This is a genomic window from Herbaspirillum rhizosphaerae (assembly GCF_046025915.1).
Classification (GTDB): Bacteria; Pseudomonadota; Gammaproteobacteria; order Burkholderiales; family Burkholderiaceae_D; genus Herbaspirillum; species Herbaspirillum rhizosphaerae_A.
Window position 1 is genome coordinate 387086 of record NZ_JAQQFR010000001.1, and the last position, 17537, is coordinate 404622.

At 57.8% G+C, this 17537-nt stretch carries 15 protein-coding genes; 2 read left to right on the forward strand and 13 right to left on the reverse strand.

Annotated elements, in window-relative coordinates; translation table 11 throughout:
- Positions 1 to 111: 111 nt before the first annotated feature.
- Complete coding sequence (locus tag PQR63_RS01795) at positions 112 to 1854, reverse strand: ABC transporter ATP-binding protein/permease (protein WP_408165109.1); 1743 nt, start codon at positions 1852 to 1854, stop codon at positions 112 to 114.
- Between the two features lie 272 nt (positions 1855 to 2126).
- On the opposite strand from PQR63_RS01795, the gene PQR63_RS01800 reads away from it, so the two are divergent.
- Positions 2127 to 3968 (forward strand): ABC transporter ATP-binding protein, encoded by a 1842-nt coding sequence (locus PQR63_RS01800; protein ID WP_408165111.1) that lies wholly within the window; start codon positions 2127 to 2129, stop codon positions 3966 to 3968.
- A gap of 53 nt (positions 3969 to 4021) precedes the next feature.
- On the opposite strand, the gene PQR63_RS01805 is transcribed toward PQR63_RS01800, so the two are convergent.
- Positions 4022 to 4720, reverse strand: a complete 699-nt coding sequence (locus tag PQR63_RS01805; protein ID WP_408165113.1) for a M24 family metallopeptidase — start codon at positions 4718 to 4720, stop codon at positions 4022 to 4024.
- A gap of 224 nt (positions 4721 to 4944) precedes the next feature.
- Between PQR63_RS01805 and PQR63_RS01810 the strand changes: the two genes are divergently transcribed.
- The gene (locus PQR63_RS01810; protein WP_408165115.1) at positions 4945 to 5943 is read left to right on the forward strand and encodes a GlxA family transcriptional regulator; all 999 of its coding nucleotides are present in this window, start codon (positions 4945 to 4947) and stop codon (positions 5941 to 5943) included.
- A 26-nt stretch (positions 5944 to 5969) separates the two neighbouring features.
- On the opposite strand, the gene PQR63_RS01815 is transcribed toward PQR63_RS01810, so the two are convergent.
- The 11 genes from PQR63_RS01815 to PQR63_RS01865 all read right to left on the reverse strand — a co-directional run bounded on the left by PQR63_RS01815 (position 5970) and on the right by PQR63_RS01865 (position 17439).
- Complete coding sequence (locus PQR63_RS01815) at positions 5970 to 6371, reverse strand: tautomerase family protein (RefSeq protein ID WP_408165116.1); 402 nt, start codon at positions 6369 to 6371, stop codon at positions 5970 to 5972.
- A 65-nt stretch (positions 6372 to 6436) separates the two neighbouring features.
- Complete coding sequence (locus PQR63_RS01820; RefSeq protein ID WP_408165118.1) at positions 6437 to 7345, reverse strand: ParB/RepB/Spo0J family partition protein; 909 nt, start codon at positions 7343 to 7345, stop codon at positions 6437 to 6439.
- 62 nt (positions 7346 to 7407) lie between these two features.
- Positions 7408 to 8178 carry a ParA family protein gene (locus tag PQR63_RS01825; protein ID WP_408165120.1) on the reverse strand — a complete coding sequence of 257 codons (771 nt, stop codon included), beginning with the start codon at positions 8176 to 8178 and terminating at the stop codon, positions 7408 to 7410.
- A gap of 97 nt (positions 8179 to 8275) precedes the next feature.
- Positions 8276 to 8908 carry a leucine efflux protein LeuE gene (gene leuE / locus PQR63_RS01830; protein ID WP_408165122.1) on the reverse strand — a complete coding sequence of 211 codons (633 nt, stop codon included), beginning with the start codon at positions 8906 to 8908 and terminating at the stop codon, positions 8276 to 8278.
- A 30-nt stretch (positions 8909 to 8938) separates the two neighbouring features.
- The gene (locus PQR63_RS01835) at positions 8939 to 9493 is read right to left on the reverse strand and encodes a lipocalin family protein (protein WP_408165124.1); all 555 of its coding nucleotides are present in this window, start codon (positions 9491 to 9493) and stop codon (positions 8939 to 8941) included.
- On the reverse strand, positions 9494 to 10153 hold the full coding sequence (rsmG, locus tag PQR63_RS01840; protein ID WP_408165366.1) for a 16S rRNA (guanine(527)-N(7))-methyltransferase RsmG: 660 nt from the start codon (positions 10151 to 10153) through the stop codon (positions 9494 to 9496).
- A gap of 5 nt (positions 10154 to 10158) precedes the next feature.
- The gene (mnmG, locus tag PQR63_RS01845) at positions 10159 to 12114 is read right to left on the reverse strand and encodes a tRNA uridine-5-carboxymethylaminomethyl(34) synthesis enzyme MnmG (protein ID WP_408165126.1); all 1956 of its coding nucleotides are present in this window, start codon (positions 12112 to 12114) and stop codon (positions 10159 to 10161) included.
- 271 nt (positions 12115 to 12385) lie between these two features.
- The gene (locus PQR63_RS01850; protein ID WP_408165128.1) at positions 12386 to 13171 is read right to left on the reverse strand and encodes a sulfite exporter TauE/SafE family protein; all 786 of its coding nucleotides are present in this window, start codon (positions 13169 to 13171) and stop codon (positions 12386 to 12388) included.
- Positions 13172 to 13380: 209 nt separating this feature from the next.
- A complete protein-coding gene (locus tag PQR63_RS01855; protein WP_408165130.1) occupies positions 13381 to 15384 on the reverse strand; it encodes a 3'-5' exonuclease in 2004 nt (667 codons plus the stop codon).
- 156 nt (positions 15385 to 15540) lie between these two features.
- On the reverse strand, positions 15541 to 16521 hold the full coding sequence (locus PQR63_RS01860; protein WP_408165132.1) for a branched-chain amino acid ABC transporter permease: 981 nt from the start codon (positions 16519 to 16521) through the stop codon (positions 15541 to 15543).
- A gap of 33 nt (positions 16522 to 16554) precedes the next feature.
- The gene (locus tag PQR63_RS01865; protein WP_050479122.1) at positions 16555 to 17439 is read right to left on the reverse strand and encodes a branched-chain amino acid ABC transporter permease; all 885 of its coding nucleotides are present in this window, start codon (positions 17437 to 17439) and stop codon (positions 16555 to 16557) included.
- Between the last annotated feature and the right edge of the window lie 98 nt (positions 17440 to 17537).

Here is a 17537-nt window from a genome sequence, read left to right on the forward strand (position 1 = left end):
GGGGCTTGTATCGGGAATAAAGACATTCTTGCACAGACACGCACAGGCCGTTATGCAAAGTAAGCATTGCGCGATGCCATGCGTCGGCGTCGCGCAATGTCATGGATGTTGCTATAGCGGCTGGATGCTGAGACGGCTGACACTGTCACCGGGAGCATTGTCACGATTGGAAAAATGCCAGCGCTGCTGGTGATAGCGCGCCACGGTTTCGCGGTGGGCGATGCTGACGATGGCCGACTGCGGCAGTTCTTCCTGCAGCAGAGAGTACAAGGCCTCTTCAGTTTCGCCGTCCATGGCGCTACTGGCTTCGTCGAGGAAGACGACTTCCGGACGCGTGAGAAATACGCGCGCAAACGCCAGGCGCTGCTGTTCACCGGGCGACAGGCGATTGCCCCAGTTGTTGTAGACGTCGAGCTGGTCTTTCAAGTGCGACAGCCGGCACAGATCGAGATAGTGACGCATTGCCAGATCGGTGTAGGCGCCCTCGTCCGCCGGATATGCCAACGCCGAACGCAGCGTGCCGATCGGCAGGTAACTCGATTGCGGCACGAACATCAGTTTGGACTTGTGCGGAATCTGGATATCGCCGCCGCCATACGGCCAGATGCCGGCGATGGCGCGGAACAGTGTCGACTTGCCGCAACCGGAGGGGCCGCTGACGAGGATGCGATCACCGAAATGAATCGTCCCATTGACGCCGGCGATCAACGCGCTGCCATCAGGCAAAGCCAGGTCGACCTTTTCAAGCAGAATGGCGCCGACGTTGTTGCGTTCCACCGAGATGCTGGCGGGCTGCTTCTGCGCCTGCTCGACCGCGAGGTTGAAACCGGCCAGACGGTTGATGCTGGCCTTCCAGTCGGCCAGTGTGGTGAAGGTGTTGATGAACCAGGATAAAGCGTCCTGCACCTGGCCGAAAGCACTGCTGATCTGCATCAGCACGCCCAAGGTGATCGCCCCGGAAAAGTAACGCGGCGCCGCCACCAGTAATGGAAAAATGTTGGCGAACTGGGCATAGAAATTAACCGCGATATTGAGGCTCTTGGTGGTGCGCATAATGGCCCACCAGTTTTGACGGATGTCTTCAAAACGCAGGTTGAGTTCACCGCGCTCGCGCCGTTCGCCGCGATACAACGCGATCGCTTCTGCATGTTCGCGAATGCGGATCAGGCCAAAACGATAGTTCGCCTCGAAACGCTCCTGGTTGAAACTTTGCACCACCAGCGGCTTACCGATCCACCAGATGATCCACGAACCGACGCCGGCATAGGCGATGGCGAACCACACCATGTAACCGGGAATGATCAACTCATGGTTCATCAGAGCGAATGACACCGGGCCGCTGATGGCCCACAGAATACCGACGAACGACACCAGCGTGACGGCGCTGGAGATGAAGCCCAACACCAGACTGATCGTGCTTGATGTCAGAGAACGCAGATCTTCGGCAATACGCTGATCGGGGTTGTCGGCAATGTGGCCCTGCTCCATGCGGTAGTAGGCCTGATGCGCCAGCCACTTCGCCATGTACTTATCCGTCATCCAACTGCGCCAGCGGATCTGCAACGATTGCGTCAGATAGACACGTGCAGTGGCGACGACAATGTACGGAAAAGCGAGATAACAGAATTGCCAGAGCAGGCGCTTGAAAGCAACGTAGTCTTTGTTTTGAATGGAGTCGTACATGGTCCGATTCCAGTCAGTAAAGAGCACGTTGATGTAAACCATCACCAGTACCAGCGCGATGATCACCGCCAGCAGGCCCCAGGCCTTCCATCGTTCTTCCGAGATCCAGTATGGTTTGATGAGCTGCCAGATGGCACGGCGGTCGAAGGCTTTTTTCTTGTTGGCTGTCATGTGAGTTCCGGAGGGGTTCTGTGCAAGATCATCTGCGATGATAAGCAATCCGGGCGATTTCGGCTTTGGAATAAATGCAACCAAGTGCAACCAAGGACAATCGCCTGCCGGCCGGCGGCGTTCGTCAGCCTGCAGCAAGCTACCCGCCCTGTTTTGGTGAACGGGTTAAAATCTCTGTTCTTCGCCGCACCGACGCTGTCCGCATGCGTTGTCATGTGCACACAGGTGCCTGGAACGTGGACACGTTCTCATGGCGATATTTTGGAGATTGCATGCTCGCATGGTTTGAAAAACTGGTTCACCCCTACCCTGACACTATTCCCAAGCCGCCGCCACGCGGCTTTACTGCTTTCATCTGGGCCTGTACCAAGGGTCTGCGCCGCTACATTGTTGCGATGACGACGCTGACCGCGATCATCGGCGCGTTTGAAGCGCTGCTGTTTGCGATGATGGGCCGCATCGTCGACTGGCTCAGCCACATCGAGCCGTCGCAGTTGTGGACGCAGGAACGCAGCAGCCTGATATGGCTGGCCGTGGTGCTGGTCGGCAGCCCGTTGCTGATTGCGCTGCAGACCTTCTTCAAGCATCAGACGATGGCAGGCGCTTTTCCGATGATGCTGCGCTGGAAATTCCATCGCCTGATGCTCAACCAAAGCATGAGTTTCTATCAGGATGAATTCGCCGGCCGCGTCGCCGCCAAGGTGATGCAAACTGCGCTCGCGGTGCGCGACGTGTGCATGATCATGGGCGACATTCTGGTGTTCGTGATGATCTACTTCGTCACCATGGCCGCCGTGGTGGGTGGCTTTGATCTGTGGATGCTGCTGCCCTTCTTCGGCTGGCTGGTGTTGTATATGGCGGCGCTGCGCTACTTTGTGCCGCGCCTGTCGAAAGTGGCGCGCAATCAGGCCGATGCACGCTCGACGATGACCGGGCGCATCACCGATGCGTACACCAACATCGCCACCGTCAAATTGTTTTCGCACGCTGGTCGCGAGGCGGGTTATGCACGCAGCGCGATGCAGGATTTCCTGGTGACGGTAAATCGCCAGATGCGTCTGGTCAGCGGTTTTGAGATCGTCAATCACTCACTGAACATGGTGCTGATTTTGTCGACGGCCGGTGTCGCGTTGTGGTTGTGGACACAAGGCCAGGTCGGCATCGGCGCGGTCGCGGCGGCAACTGCGATGGCGCTGCGCCTGAACGGTATCGCGCACTGGGTGATGTGGGAAATGGCAGCGCTGTTTGAACACGTCGGCACCGTGCAGGACGGCATCAACACCCTGTCACGCGCGCATGAGGTGAAAGATTTGCCGGACGCGCAGCCCTTGCAAGTGAAGCGCGGCGAATTGCGTTTTGAAGACGTGAGCTTCGCGTACGGCGCCACCGGCCCGGATGCGCGTCAGGTGATCGACAAGCTGAACCTGAACATCCAGCCGGGCGAAAAGATCGGCCTGGTCGGCCGTTCCGGTGCGGGCAAGTCGACCATCGTCAATTTGCTGCTGCGCTTTTACGATGTCGAACAAGGCCGAGTACTGATCGACGGCCAGGATATCGCCCACGTCACGCAGGACAGCCTGCGCGCACAAGTCGGCATGGTGACGCAGGATACCTCGCTGCTGCATCGCTCGGTACGCGACAATATTCTGTATGGCCGTCCTGATGCCGGCGACGAGGACATGATCGCTGCTGCACACCGCGCCGAAGCGCATGAGTTCATCGGCAATCTGGCTGACGCGCATGGCCGCAAGGGCTATGACGCGCATGTCGGCGAGCGTGGTGTGAAACTGTCCGGCGGACAGCGCCAGCGTATTGCGATCGCCCGCGTGATGCTCAAGGATGCGCCTATCCTGCTGCTGGACGAAGCCACCAGCGCGCTCGACTCGGAAGTGGAAGCGGCAATTCAGGAAAGCCTGTATCGCCTCATGGAAGGCAAGACCGTCGTCGCCATCGCGCACCGCCTGTCGACCATCGCCGCGATGGACCGATTGATCGTGCTCGATCAGGGCCGCATCGTCGAACAAGGCAGCCATCAGGAATTGCTGGCGCACAATGGCCTGTATGCGCGCCTGTGGTCGCATCAAAGTGGTGGTTTCCTCGGCGAGGAAGCCTGATTTGACAACGCGATTCGCTACGCATCATTCACTGTGCGTAGCGAACACGGTGATCAGACGTAGTAACTGTCTTCCAGCAGCAGGTCTTCAAAGAAGGCACCGTAGGTGTGGTCAGGATGGCGCAAATGGATCTCCAGAATCCAGCGCATCGCCGACGGCACGCCTTCAAATTCCGCCAATGATCCTGTGTGGATTGCGGCGTGCGGGAAATCCGACACGCGGTGTCCCGGCAAATCGAAATTCAATTCCCAACCGCGCTGGCGTGCTTCGTTTTCCGCGAAGGCGTACAACGCTTCGCCGCTCAATTGCTGTTCGCTCCATGCGCGTCGTGCAGCGTGAAATACGGCTTCGGCATCTTGCGCGCAGCGTGCGTAATCCTCCTGATTACCGACAACGAAAGCAGCGCCGCCATCGCCTTCCCATGCGTCATGGCGCGGTGCGATATCGATGAAGAAAATATCATTCTCCTGCAACACCACGCCAGGCTCGGACGCCTGCCGCATCGGCTTGATGGTGTTGCGGCCGAAGCGCACGCGCGTCGGGTGCCAGCTCAACGTGAGGCCGGCGTCGATCAGGACTTGCCTGGCCATGGCGACGGCATCTTCTTCCTCCATGCCCGGCTTGACCCGCGCGGCGATATCGCGAAGCGCCTGACGCGTCTTGTTGCGTGCGGCAAGCATGCCGTCGACCGCAAACGCCGGGCCGACACGCTCGGCGTCGGCGGTCGCCACGGTGGTAGTTGAAGTGTTCATGTGTTCTCCTGAAGAAGGTGCAAAGGAACGCACACGATGCACGTTTCCGATGGAGAAAATTATCGGTGGCGGCGCACAACAAAGACAGTGCCGCGAGGACGCGTTGACAGCCATCCTGAGGCGTTTTTCTGCCACGGACATATGCGCGCCTGCCCGTAAGCGGAGACGGCGCTATGATGGCGTCAGTTGATCCGCTCCGATACCTTCACCTACTGCTCACTGCCATGCCTACTGTTGCCCTGCTGGTGTTTCCCGGCGTTCAGGCGCTGGATGTTTCCGGCCCGCTGGATGTGTTCGCGGAGGCCAATCGTTTTCTGCTGCCGCAGCAGCACTATCACTTGCAGGTGATCGGCAGCACGCGCGATGTCATCGCCTGCTCCAACGGTATGCAGATCGTGCCGCATCTTCATTACAGCGAAGCCAAGGATGCCGTCGATCTGCTGCTGGTAGCTGGCGGCCCGGCCTTGCCGCAGCATGCGCGCGACGCCGCATTGAGCGAATGGCTGGTGCAAGCGGCAGGACGTGCCGGCCGGCACGGTTCGATTTGCAACGGTGCGTTCTTGCTCGCGCATGCGGGACTGTTGAATGGCAAGCGCGTCACCACGCATTGGAACGATGCGGCGGCACTGGCGCGCGATTTTCCCGACGTCGACGTCGATGCCGATCGCATCTATCTGCGCGACGGCAAGTTGGTGACATCAGCCGGCGTCACTGCCGGCATCGATCTGTCGCTGGCGCTGCTGGCGGAAGACGTGGGGCAGGAAGTCACGCTCAATGTCGCCAAGCGTCTGGTCGTCTTCATGCAGCGCAGCGGCGGACAATCGCAGTTCAGTCCTTATCTCACCCCTTACGCCGAAGAGATGTCGCTGGTCGGCCAGGTGCAGCATTATGTGCGCGAACATTTGCAGGATAAGCTCAGCGTCGACGTACTGGCGAAAGTCGTCTCCAGCAGCCCGCGCAATTTCGCGCGTGTGTTTGCGCGCGATGCACGGATGACGCCGGCGGAGTTTATCGAGAGCGCGCGCGTCGATGCAGCGCGGGTGATGCTGGAGAGTTCAGCGGCGCCGCTGAAGACGGTAGCTTACCGTTGCGGCTTCCGAGATGCGAGTCACATGCGCGTAGTGTTCCAGCGGCGACTGGGAATCAGCGCCCAACAGTACCGCGACAATTTTTCTGCAGGTGGAGTGAATACTGAAGATGGGATGACCGCAGCGCCGGACTAAAGAGTCACGCTGCAAGTCAGGTCAGATCAGTCCGGCTCGGCTTCACCGGCAGACCATTCGGGACTATAGCCGCCCAGGGTCGGGTGGTACATTTCGTCGCCGGTGTGCTGCGTGAATTCGACATTGAGACGATCTTCGCGCAGACCCAGTACGTCGATGCAATCCTTGCACAAAGCCTTGGCGACTTCCATGCGCAACTCAGGCGTGCGGCCGCGACGGATGTCACACATCAGCACCGAGACCGGCTCCACCTCGCCGCTGTCGACGGTGCGCCAGACGCTGCCGTCGCCGCATTCACGGACAACAATGCTGATGCGGCGGATGTCGACGCTCATCATCTCGGCATACGTCTTTGCCATGCGCGTGGCGAGCTGCTTCTTTTGCTCAGCCGGATAAGTACCGTTGACGTCGAGTTGCAGGTAAGGCATGGCGCTTCCTTTTCTGTAGTCCATTGCGACCGGCGTCTCTGCCGGTCTGCATTATTGCATCTACTTTACTGCTCTACCGCTTCTCCACGCAGACGCGCGATCACGCCATCGAGTGCATCAAGGCCGGCGAAGCTGATGATGAGCTGGCCTTTATTTTTGGCACCAGTCTTGATCGACACTTGCGTGGCGAGGATGTCGGACAGTTCTTCTTCCAGGCGTGCGATGTCGCGCGATTTTTCCTTGCCGCCGTCGCGTGGTTTGTTCGATGCCGCTTGTTCCGCCGTCGTACGCACGACGAGTTTTTCGGCTTCACGCACCGACATGCGCTTGGCGACGATCTGGTTTGCGAGATTGATCTGCGTGGCGGAATCGACCGCCAGCAAAGCACGCGCGTGACCCATGTCGATATCACCAGCCATCAGCATGGTCTGCACCGGCTTGGCCAGATTCAGCAAACGCAGCAGGTTCGACACCGCGCTGCGCGAACGGCCGACGGCCACGGCAGCTTGCTCATGCGTGAAGTTGAAATCGGTGATGAGGCGATGAATACCCTGCGCTTCTTCCAGCGGATTCAGATCTTCGCGCTGCATGTTTTCGATCAGCGCCATCGCGGCGGTAGTCTGATCGTCGACGTTCTTCACCAGCACCGGCACTTCGGTCAGGCCGGCAATCTTGGCGGCGCGGAAGCGGCGTTCGCCGGCGATGATTTCGTAGATGTCCTTGCCGTTGTTCTGGCCGATGGAGCGGATCAGGATAGGTTGCAGCAGGCCTTGTTCCTTGATCGATGCGGCGAGTTCGTTGAGTGCGCCTTCATCCATGCGGCTGCGCGGCTGATACTTGCCGGCTTGCAGATCCGTGACCGGCATCACCGATGGCAAACCAGCGATCACCGGCTCGTCTTCGGTCATGTCGGAAGATCCGCCGAGCAATGCGTCGAGACCGCGGCCGAGGCCTTTTGATTTTTTGGTTGCCATCTTGGTTACCTACCTGTTTCTGAATTACTGATTACTAAAATTATTTATATCGTTTATAACGATTACAACGTCTTGATGCGTTCGACCATTTCGGCACCGAACGCGATGTAAGCCTGAGCGCCCTTCGACGCAGCGTCGAAATTCACACCCGGCATGCCGTAGGACGGCGCTTCCGCCAGACGCACATTGCGCGGGATGACGGTCTTGAAAACCTTGTCGCCGAAGTGCTGTTCGAGCTGATCGGAAACCTGCTGCGACAGTGTCATGCGCGGGTCGAACATCACGCGCAGCAAGCCGATGATCTTGAGATCGGGATTGAGCTTGGCGTGTACTTTCTTGATGGTGTTGACGAGGTCGGACAAACCTTCCAGTGCATAGTATTCGCATTGCATCGGGATCACTACGCCATGCGCCGAGCACAGGCCGTTGAGGGTCAGCAGCGACAGTGCCGGCGGACAATCGATGAGAATGAAATCGTAGTCATCGGCAACGGCGGCAAAAGCATCTTTGAGGCGCTTTTCGCGGTTCTCGAGTTCGACCATTTCAACTTCGGCGCCGGCTAGTTCGCGATTCGCCGGCAGCACGTCGAAGTTGCCGCTTTCGGAACGCTTGCGCACGCTCTTGATGTCGGACATGCCGAGCAGCACTTCATAGATCGAGCCCTGGAGCTCGGCCTTGTTGATGCCGGAACCCATGGTCGCATTGCCTTGCGGATCGAGGTCGGCGAGCAGCACGCGCTGATTGTGCTGCGCCAGACCGGCGGCGAGATTGACTGCTGTGGTGGTTTTACCGACGCCGCCTTTTTGATTCGCAACGCAAAAGATTTTAGCCATAGGTTCTTTTTAGTGAATGTTCCGTTGGTGCTCAGGGTTGATGCAATGCTGGTGCAGATTATGTTCAGTTGATGGTCCGCTGCTGTTCAGTTGGTGCTCAGTGTGTACTTAGCTTGATGCCAAAGCCAATCAGGAAAACACCGGCCGCACGCGACGCCAATGTAGCAATCGTGCGATTGTGCGCAAGGCGTTTTGCGGCGGCATTTCCCACCAGGACCAGCAGACTGCCATAGATCAGGGTGCAAGTGCAAATTACCGCGCCCATGGTGAGAAAAGTCGCGGCGCCCTGCTGTGTTGCCGGTTCGATGAACAGCGGGAAAAATGCCATGTAAAACACGATCGCTTTCGGATTCATCAAGGTCACGAAAAAGCCGCGGCGGAAATCTGCCATGTTTGAAAACGGTACTACCGAAGATCCACCCTCTTCTTTCGCAAACAGCAGGCGCGCGCCGAGATAAGCAAGATACGCCGCGCCGATGTATTGCATTCCCTTGAACAGCACCGGGTTCGCATGCAGCAATGCTGCCACGCCGATCGCCGCCAGAAACATCAGCACAATGTCGCCCAGCATCAGCCCGGCAATTGCCGCAAAGCCGCCGCGCAAGCCATGCTTGGCCGAACAGGTCAGCACGCAGAACGTACCCGGGCCCGGCAGCATCAGGAACACGATGGTTGCCGCGACCAGTTGCCAGACATCGGTGATGCCCATGGTATGAAAGAGTGCCTGCATGATGTCTCCTCGTTTTATTGCGTTGCTTTGTTACTGCTGCGGTGTCTTCACCAGCTTTGATGTATCGAATCCCTGCTTGGTGGCGTTGTTCACCGCCGCCTCATATTCTGCTGTCGACAGCGCCGGTTTGCGCGACAGGATCCACAGATAATCGCGCGACGGCGTGCCGACGGTGGCGACGGAATAGTCAGGATCCAGATCGATGATCCAATAGTCGCCCCATACCAGCGGGAACCATGCCAGCCATGCCGGGGCAAAGCGCACTTGCAGCTTGGTGTTGTTGCTGCCTTCGGTGATGCGCGCCAGGCCGTCGGCCTGATCGAGCACGCCGCCTTCCACCTTGCAGCGATTGACGACGTCAATATCGCCGTCTGCACGTGCACGGTATTCCGCAGTCACATTGCCGATACATTTTTTCTGGAAGCTGTTGGGAAAGCGCGCGATTTCATACCACTTGCCGACGTAGCGTTTGAGATCCACCGAAGGAACGGTGACGACTTCCTGAGCCAGCGTCGGCAATGCCGCGGTAGCGGCGCAGACCAGCATTAGAGAAGAGAGCAAACGGCGGGCAAGCTGGGTAGACATTCAGGACCTTTCGATAAAGATCAGATGACGTTCGGCATCCAGACCGGGAACCTGCAAGGCTTCGGTGCGGGCGACTTTCCATCCCTCCGGAAGACGGGAAATTTCATCCTGCGGCATCACGCCTTTGAGAGCGATGTAATGGCCACCGGGTTGCAACAGATGATTCGACCAGTTAACGAAGTCATTGAGTTCCGCAAAGGCGCGCGAAGTGATCACATCAAACAATTGCTCAACCTGCAACTGTTCGACGCGCGCTGTGTAGACGGATACATTGCTTAATTGCAACTCTGCCTTGGCTTGCGTCAGAAAAGCAGTTTTCTTGTGCACCGTATCGATCATGGAAACGCGCATGGCAGGCTGTGCCTCGGCCGCCCAGATCGCCAGCACAATACCCGGCAAACCACCGCCTGCGCCGACATCCAGCACATTGGTGGCACCGTCGAAGGCCTTGACTACGGCCAGCGAATCCAGCAAATGATGGGTCATCATCTGCGCCGGATCACGCAGCGCGGTCAGGTTGTAGGTGCGGTTCCACTTCGCCATGAGGGCGAGGTAGGCTAGCAGTTTCTGTTGCTGACCGGCGCTGAGCGCGAGGCCGAGTGCTTCGGCACCGGCGCTCAATGTGTCAGCCAGTTTCGAGTCAATTGTCGTCGTGTTCAAAATACTCAAGCCGCCTGATTGTGGTTGTCGGTATCCGGTGCGTCGGCAGAATCAGCGGCAGCATTTTTCAGGCCGCCCTTTTTCAGATGAACCAGTAGCAAGGACAGCGCCGCCGGGGTTACTCCAGAAATCCGCGAAGCCTGACCGAGGGTTTCCGGCTTGTGCTTGTTGAGCTTCTGGCGCACTTCGATCGACAGGGCTTTGACGTCCATGTAGTCGAGGTCTGCCGGGAGCTTCATGCTTTCGTTGTGTTCCTGGCGGCCGATTTCCTTGGCCTGGCGGTCGATATAGCCGGCGTACTTGATCTGGATCTCGATCTGTTCGCGCACCGGGTCATCGGTGACGCCGGGGCCGGCGAGCGCCTGACCTTCGGTGCCGGTCATGGTCATCAAGCTGTCGTAGGTCACGTTTGGACGGCGCAGCAAATCGACCAGGTTGTATTCGCGCTCAATCGCTTTGCCCAGAACACGTTCGGCTTCGGCGTCTGCGAGGATGCGTGGATTCACCCAGGTAGATTTCAGGCGTACCATTTCACGTGAAACAGCTTCGCGCTTTTTCTCGAACATTTCCCATTGCGCGTCGCCGACGCAGCCGAGTTGGCGGCCGATTTCGGTGAGGCGCAGGTCAGCGTTATCTTCACGCAGACTCAGGCGATATTCCGCGCGGCTGGTGAACATGCGGTAAGGCTCTTGCACGCCCTGAGTAATCAGGTCGTCGACCAGCACACCGAGATAGGCCTCGTCGCGGCGCGGCGTCCAGGAGTCGCGGCCCTGTGTTTGCAGCGCGGCGTTGAGGCCGGCCAGCATACCTTGGGCGGCGGCTTCTTCGTAGCCGGTGGTGCCATTGATCTGGCCGGCAAAGAATAGCCCCTGGATTTGCCGGGTTTCCAGCGACGACTTCAGGCCGCGCGGATCGAAGTAATCGTATTCGATGGCATAGCCGGGGCGCAGGATGTGGGCGTTTTCCATGCCGCGCATCGAGCGCACCAGTGCCAGTTGCACGTCGAACGGCAAGCTGGTGGAGATGCCGTTGGGGTAGAACTCGTTGGTCGTCAGGCCTTCCGGTTCCAGATAGATCTGGTGGGAATCCTTGCCCGAGAAGCGGTGGATCTTGTCTTCAATCGACGGGCAATAGCGCGGACCAACACCTTCGATCACGCCGGTGTACATGGGGCTGCGATCCAGACCGGCGCGAATGATGTCGTGCGTCTGGGTGTTGGTATGGGTAATCCAGCACGGCATTTGCGCCGGATGCATACCGACATTGCCCATGACCGAGAACACCGGGATAGGATCGAGGTCGCCCGGCTGTTCTTCCAGTACCGAAAAGTCGATGCTGCGACCATCGATGCGCGGCGGCGTACCGGTTTTCAGGCGGCCTTGCGGCAGCTTGAGTTCCTTCAGTCGCGCCGACAAGGAGATCGCCGGCGGGTCACCGGCACGACCGGCCGAGTAGTTATTGAGGCCGACGTGGATCTTCCCGTCGAGGAAAGTCCCCGCGGTCAGCACCACCGCCCTGCCCGCAAACTTGATTCCGGCCTGAGTCACCGCGCCGATCACGCGATCGCCTTCGACCATCAGATCGTCCACAGCCTGTTGGAACAGCCACAGATTCGGCTGATTTTCCAGACGCGAACGGATTGCTTGCTTGTACAGGATGCGGTCAGCCTGGGCGCGCGTAGCGCGGACAGCCGGGCCCTTGGACGAATTGAGGATGCGGAATTGGATGCCCGCCTCGTCAGTCGCAATTGCCATCGCCCCGCCCATGGCGTCGACTTCCTTGACCAGATGGCCTTTGCCGATGCCGCCGATGGAAGGATTGCAGGACATCTGACCGAGGGTCTCGATGTTGTGCGTCAACAGCAATGTCGTTTGGCCCATGCGGGCGGATGCCAATGCGGCTTCGGTTCCGGCGTGACCGCCACCGACAACGATGACATCAAATTGTGTGGGAAATAGCATAATGCGCCTCGTGGAGACGGTGAACAGAGGCGAGATTATAAAGTCTTTTTCGGATGGGTATCTGACCTACCCCCTGATATTCCCTTTTTAGTTACGCTTTTTGTTTCACGTGAAACAATTTGGGTTGCCGATGTAGATACTCAACAACCATCGACGGTCGACGAAAGAATTGTTGAGCAAATAAAAAGGGAAGCCTTAGCTTCCCTTTTTGTCGTTTGATATTCTCCGGTGATTGTTTCACGTGAAACAATCGCAGGAATCTATCCCGAGTTCATTTTAAGAACGCGTCATACCCTGTCTTCAAAATCAAAGCGCTTACGACAAACAAGAAAAGTTTGCGGACAAAGCTGCTGCCATGTTTCATTGCCAATCGGGTACCAACCAAAGAACCACCGATATTGAACACTGCCATTAACAGACCCAATTGCCAGATCACGTGACCACTGTAGGAGAACCAAACTAGCGCTGCCAGATTGGTGGCGATATTGACCACCTTCGATACAGCCGATGCGCGCAGGAAGTCATAGCCAAAGATACGCACGAACAAGAATACAAAGAAGCTGCCGGTACCCGGCCCGAACAGACCGTCGTAGAAACCTACTCCGGCACCAACCAGGATGGCATAGAGTCTTTCCTTGCCGCCAGACAACAGCGGCGTATGGTGCTGGCCGAAGTCTTTCTTCTTCAGGGTATAAATCGCTACCGCCAGCAGCACGAAAGGCAAAGCCTTGCGCATCAAGTCCGTCGGCACGTGCGTGACCAGATAGGCACCGATAAAGGACAAGGCAAATGCAGCCAACGCTGCGGGCGCTGCCGCCGCCCAATGGATACGAACCTTGCGGGCAAAATTGATCGCCGCCGCACTGGTGCCCATGACACCGGCCACCTTGTTGGTGCCGAGCAGCGTCGCCGGCGCGACATTGGGAAAGACAGAGAATAGCGTCGGGATCAGGACCAAGCCGCCACCGCCGACCACTGCATCCACCAAGCCGGCAATGAATGCGCCGATGCAGAGAATGACATAATTGGAAAAGAGAACAGGCAAGAAGTCAGACATGACAGCCTGTCTGCGCGGAGAGTAAGCGCGGGGAAAACAACGACATCGGAGGCTTTCGCTAAAACGGGAGATGGGAACTGCTTGTCGGTTCGGCCCCGGCATCTACCGCGAAGCGAGCGGCGGTACTGTCAGAGCGACAAGCATTTTACTCCTGTGAAGCAGGCTTCTCCAGACCTATAACATGCCCAACAGCTGCGAGGCGAGAGCCTTTACTTGCGCACGCGATTCATCAAAACACTGCGTTGCTCCGCGTGTTCATCATCGGGTTCAAACAAGGACAGACTGGAGATGGCGCGGGTCATGGCGACATAAAAATGGCGCACCTCTTCGGCGATATCGCGCAGCCGTGGAAATTCATGCTGCTGCAGATAAGGCACCAGCACGTGTGGCCACTGCCGCCCTTTTGCTGCCTGGATGGTCGTCAGCGTCAATTGTCGGCGCGACTGAATCGCGCTCCGGTTCTTGCTGACTTTTTGCTGGCGGCGATGCAACTCGGCGAGAAAGTCCGCCGCGTTCATCTCCGGGTGACGTGACGCAAAGGCGATGAAGGTCTGGATCGACTTGGCGGCCGACGTTGCCCGACTGCGATTGATGAAGGCCCGGCTGGTGGCGTCGACCAATGACAGATGGCGATTGGCGAAGTTGAGCAACTCCGCGGCCGAGTTCTCCTTATTGAGCTTTTGCAATTCTTCCACGACATCCGTGAATCGCTGCTTCCAGCGCAGCACCATGTCGTCGTCGGTATCGCGCGGTTTGCAGAGCACAGCTTCAAAAAAATCCTTGAGCGCGTTCGGCTGCTCGGCAATCATCCTTTGCGCTTCTTCGAACCAGGTGCCTTCGGCGAAGTAACCGCGTTCCCAGTTTTCGGACGACTCCCCCACCGGCAGATACAGGGAAAACCCCATGACCATGCGCTTGATACTTTCCTTGTCGCCTTGCAGTGTCGCGAACGAATTGCTCGCCATGTGCAGCAGACCACGCAGCATGAGAATTTCGGGACGGTGAAGATAAGACTCAATGTCGTCGCAGTAGTACGGGATGTTTTGATCGAGCAGCAGATTTTCAATCTCGATGGTCTGATCTGGCTCACGCACGATGATCGCAATATCAGAGTAGCGCGTGTCCGCCCTCGCCTTCACCAGGGCTTGCACCTGTTGCGTCACCTTCGCGGCGCAATCGCCGGATTGCGTCGGGTCATAAGTCACCCGCTTGATTTCGGTATACAGATCTTCATGCGAGGCACACTTGCGCGCGGTCAAGCGCTGTGCCAACTTGGAGAGCGAGCTCCCAAAACGATAGGATTTTCCCAGCGGCAGATACTGTGCATTCGGGAAGGCCATCTCAAAACCAGCGGTCGAATAAACGATATCCGCACCACGCGCAGAGTTGATAATTTGATAACGGTCGCCGACCGCAACCAACTTATTTCCCCTTAGCAACAATTGAAGCAGCCGGAATTCAGCCGCATTGATGTCGTGCCATTCATCGATCAGATACAAGCTTTTGACAGGAAGGATCTCCAACGCAGACGGATGGCTGCTCAGCAACTCAACCAGATCCGGCACCAGATCGGCAGCGCTGCGCCATTTGTATTCACCAGGATAGGTTTGCCGCTGCCGTTCAAAGGCGATGCCGATTTCAACGGCTTCGATCTGGGTGCCGAACTGTGTCGCCAACTGATCCAGATCGTCGTAATCGAGCTCTTCGTCATGGAAGCGATGCGAGGCCAGACTCGCCTTGAAGCGATATAGCAGCGAGAACATTTCCTCGGCATTGGCGCTATTTTTTTCGAAGGAAAAATCGAAACCATTGTCGACCCGCCCTGCTCTTCCTTCATAGCGCGCCAATACGCTATTGGCAGCTGCGACCAGATGCGGGCGCAGTTCTTCATCCGAGGAATAGTAGCGCGTCCTTTCCAGGGCCAATCCCTCACCCAGTTGGGCCAGGCACTCGCGCGCGTAGGCTTCCACGGTATTCAGCGGCACCGGTCTGGTCACGCCCTCTTCGTACAGTTTTTCGCGGAAGCGCTTGTTGGCCCCTTCCGAAAAACACAGGCATTGAATCTGATGCGCACCGAGTCCTCTTGTCAGTGCCTGCTTCACCAGCATCGCCAGCGTCGTGGTTTTACCCGAGCCGGCAACCGCCTCGATCATAACGATCTGGGCGTGGCACTTCAAAATCTCTATCTGCTCGTCGGTCTGGGGCACTGCCATTCAATTCTCCGGAATACATTTGCTGCATGATTGCGCGTGGCGACACTGTACAAGCAAACCGGCCGGCGTGAAATGAAAACTGCCGCCGGACAGTCTGAACTGTGCGGCGGCAGTGATTACAGCAGTGACCCCGACCGGCAAGCCGGCCTGAGCAACTTAGTGTGATGCAGTCGGCGAACGCTTGCCCATCAGGTTCAGGATCTCACCAACGATGCCGCGGCGGAAAGCCAGCACGCAGACGATGAAGATGAAACCGGTCACGATGGTCACCGAATCGCCCAAGGTATTGAACCACTCGATATGCGTCACGCTGGCGAGCCAGTTGCCGATATCGCCAAGCTTGTTTTCCAGCATGATGATGATCACCGCACCGACGATAGGACCAATGACGGTACCCAGACCGCCAACCAGCGTCATCAGCACGACCAGGCCCGACATGCTCCAGTGCACGTCGGTCAGCGTTTCGAAGCCCAGCACCAGTGCCTTGGTCGAGCCCGCCAGACCTGTCAGCGCAGCCGACAGCACGAAGGCCAGCAGCTTGTAGCGGTCAACGTCATAGCCCAGCGAGATGGCGCGCGGTTCGTTTTCCTTGATCGCTTTCAGCACTTGGCCGAACGGCGAGCTGATGGTGCGTACGATCAGCGCAAAACCGGCAATCGCGATCGCCAGCACGACGTAGTACAAGGTCATGTCGCTCGACAGATCGATAAAGCCCAGCAGCTTGCCGCGCGGGATGCCTTGCAGACCGTCTTCACCGCCGGTGAACGGCGCTTGCAACGCAACGAAGTACAACATCTGCGCCAGCGCCAGCGTGATCATGGTGAAGTAGATGCCCTGACGGCGAATCGCCAGCAGGCCCATCACCAGACCGATCAATGCGCCGGTGGCGGTGCCGAGGATCAGGCCGATTTCAGTCGGCAGACCCCAGGCCTTGATCGCCTGGCCGGCAACATAACCGGCGCCGCCGAAGAACGCCGCGTGACCGAAGGACAGCAAGCCGGTGTAACCGATCAGCAAATTGAAGGCGCAGGCAAACAAGGCGAAGCACAGCATCTTCATCAGGAACACCGGATACAGACCGAACGGTGCCGCCAGTGCCAGGATCAGCAACACGGCGTAAAAGAGTTTCTTGCTCATTGGATTATTCATCGCATTAGTCATGTCGTCGCCTTATTTCTCTTTACCGAACAGACCGGCAGGACGAATCATCAGGACGATGGCCATGATGATGAACACAACGGTTGCCGACAATTCAGGATAGAACACGCGGGTCAGACCTTCGACCACGCCCAGGCCCAGACCGGTGACGATGGAGCCGAGGATGGAACCCATGCCGCCGATCACCACCACCGCAAATACGACGATGATCAGATTGGAACCCATCAGCGGCGACACCTGAATCACCGGTGCAGCCAGCACGCCGGCAAACGCTGCCAGTGCCACGCCGAAGCCGTAGGTCAGGGTCACCATCAGCGGCACGTTGATACCGAAGGCTTCCACCAGCTTTGGATTCTCGGTACCGGCACGCAGGTAAGCACCCAGACGCGTCTTCTCGATCACGAACCAGGTCGAGAAACACACCACCACAGACGCCAGAACGACCCAGGCGCGATAATTTGGCAGCACCATGAATCCGAGGTTGGTTGCGCCTTGCAACGCGTCAGGGACCGAATACGGCTGTCCCGACACGCCGTAGATCGAACGGAAGATGCCTTCGACCATCAGCGTGATACCGAACGTCAGCAACAGACCGTACAGGTGATCCAGCTTGTAGAGCCAGCGCAGCATGGTCTTTTCAATGATGATGCCGAACAGGCCCACGATCAGCGGCGCCAGAATCAGCATCAGCCAGTAATTGATCCCGAAGTAGGTCAGCCCGATCCATGCAGCGAACGCGCCGAGCATGTACAAGGTGCCGTGTGCAAAGTTGATCACGTTGAGCAGGCCGAAAATGACCGCCAGTCCCAGCGACAGCATCGCGTAGAACGAGCCGTTCACGAGGCCCAGCAGCAGCTGGCTCAACAAGGCTTGCAGGGGTATGCCGAATAATTCCATAGAAACTCATTCATTCTGATTGACCGGATGTCGTCTGGACGCACCATGCGTTTCAACTCATGCCCGGCTTATCAAGTGCAACGTGGGCAATATGAAAA

Coding starts and splice junctions, on each gene's coding strand:
- PQR63_RS01795 (WP_408165109.1), bottom strand. CDS start 1,854: ATGACAGCCAACAAGAAAAAAGCCTTCGACCGCCGTGCCATCTGGCAG.
- PQR63_RS01800 (WP_408165111.1), top strand. CDS start 2,127: ATGCTCGCATGGTTTGAAAAACTGGTTCACCCCTACCCTGACACTATT.
- PQR63_RS01805 (WP_408165113.1), bottom strand. CDS start 4,720: ATGAACACTTCAACTACCACCGTGGCGACCGCCGACGCCGAGCGTGTC.
- PQR63_RS01810 (WP_408165115.1), top strand. CDS start 4,945: ATGCCTACTGTTGCCCTGCTGGTGTTTCCCGGCGTTCAGGCGCTGGAT.
- PQR63_RS01815 (WP_408165116.1), bottom strand. CDS start 6,371: ATGCCTTACCTGCAACTCGACGTCAACGGTACTTATCCGGCTGAGCAA.
- PQR63_RS01820 (WP_408165118.1), bottom strand. CDS start 7,345: ATGGCAACCAAAAAATCAAAAGGCCTCGGCCGCGGTCTCGACGCATTG.
- PQR63_RS01825 (WP_408165120.1), bottom strand. CDS start 8,178: ATGGCTAAAATCTTTTGCGTTGCGAATCAAAAAGGCGGCGTCGGTAAA.
- leuE (WP_408165122.1), bottom strand. CDS start 8,908: ATGCAGGCACTCTTTCATACCATGGGCATCACCGATGTCTGGCAACTG.
- PQR63_RS01835 (WP_408165124.1), bottom strand. CDS start 9,493: ATGTCTACCCAGCTTGCCCGCCGTTTGCTCTCTTCTCTAATGCTGGTC.
- mnmG (WP_408165126.1), bottom strand. CDS start 12,114: ATGCTATTTCCCACACAATTTGATGTCATCGTTGTCGGTGGCGGTCAC.
- PQR63_RS01850 (WP_408165128.1), bottom strand. CDS start 13,171: ATGTCTGACTTCTTGCCTGTTCTCTTTTCCAATTATGTCATTCTCTGC.
- PQR63_RS01855 (WP_408165130.1), bottom strand. CDS start 15,384: ATGGCAGTGCCCCAGACCGACGAGCAGATAGAGATTTTGAAGTGCCAC.
- PQR63_RS01860 (WP_408165132.1), bottom strand. CDS start 16,521: ATGAGCAAGAAACTCTTTTACGCCGTGTTGCTGATCCTGGCACTGGCG.
- PQR63_RS01865 (WP_050479122.1), bottom strand. CDS start 17,439: ATGGAATTATTCGGCATACCCCTGCAAGCCTTGTTGAGCCAGCTGCTG.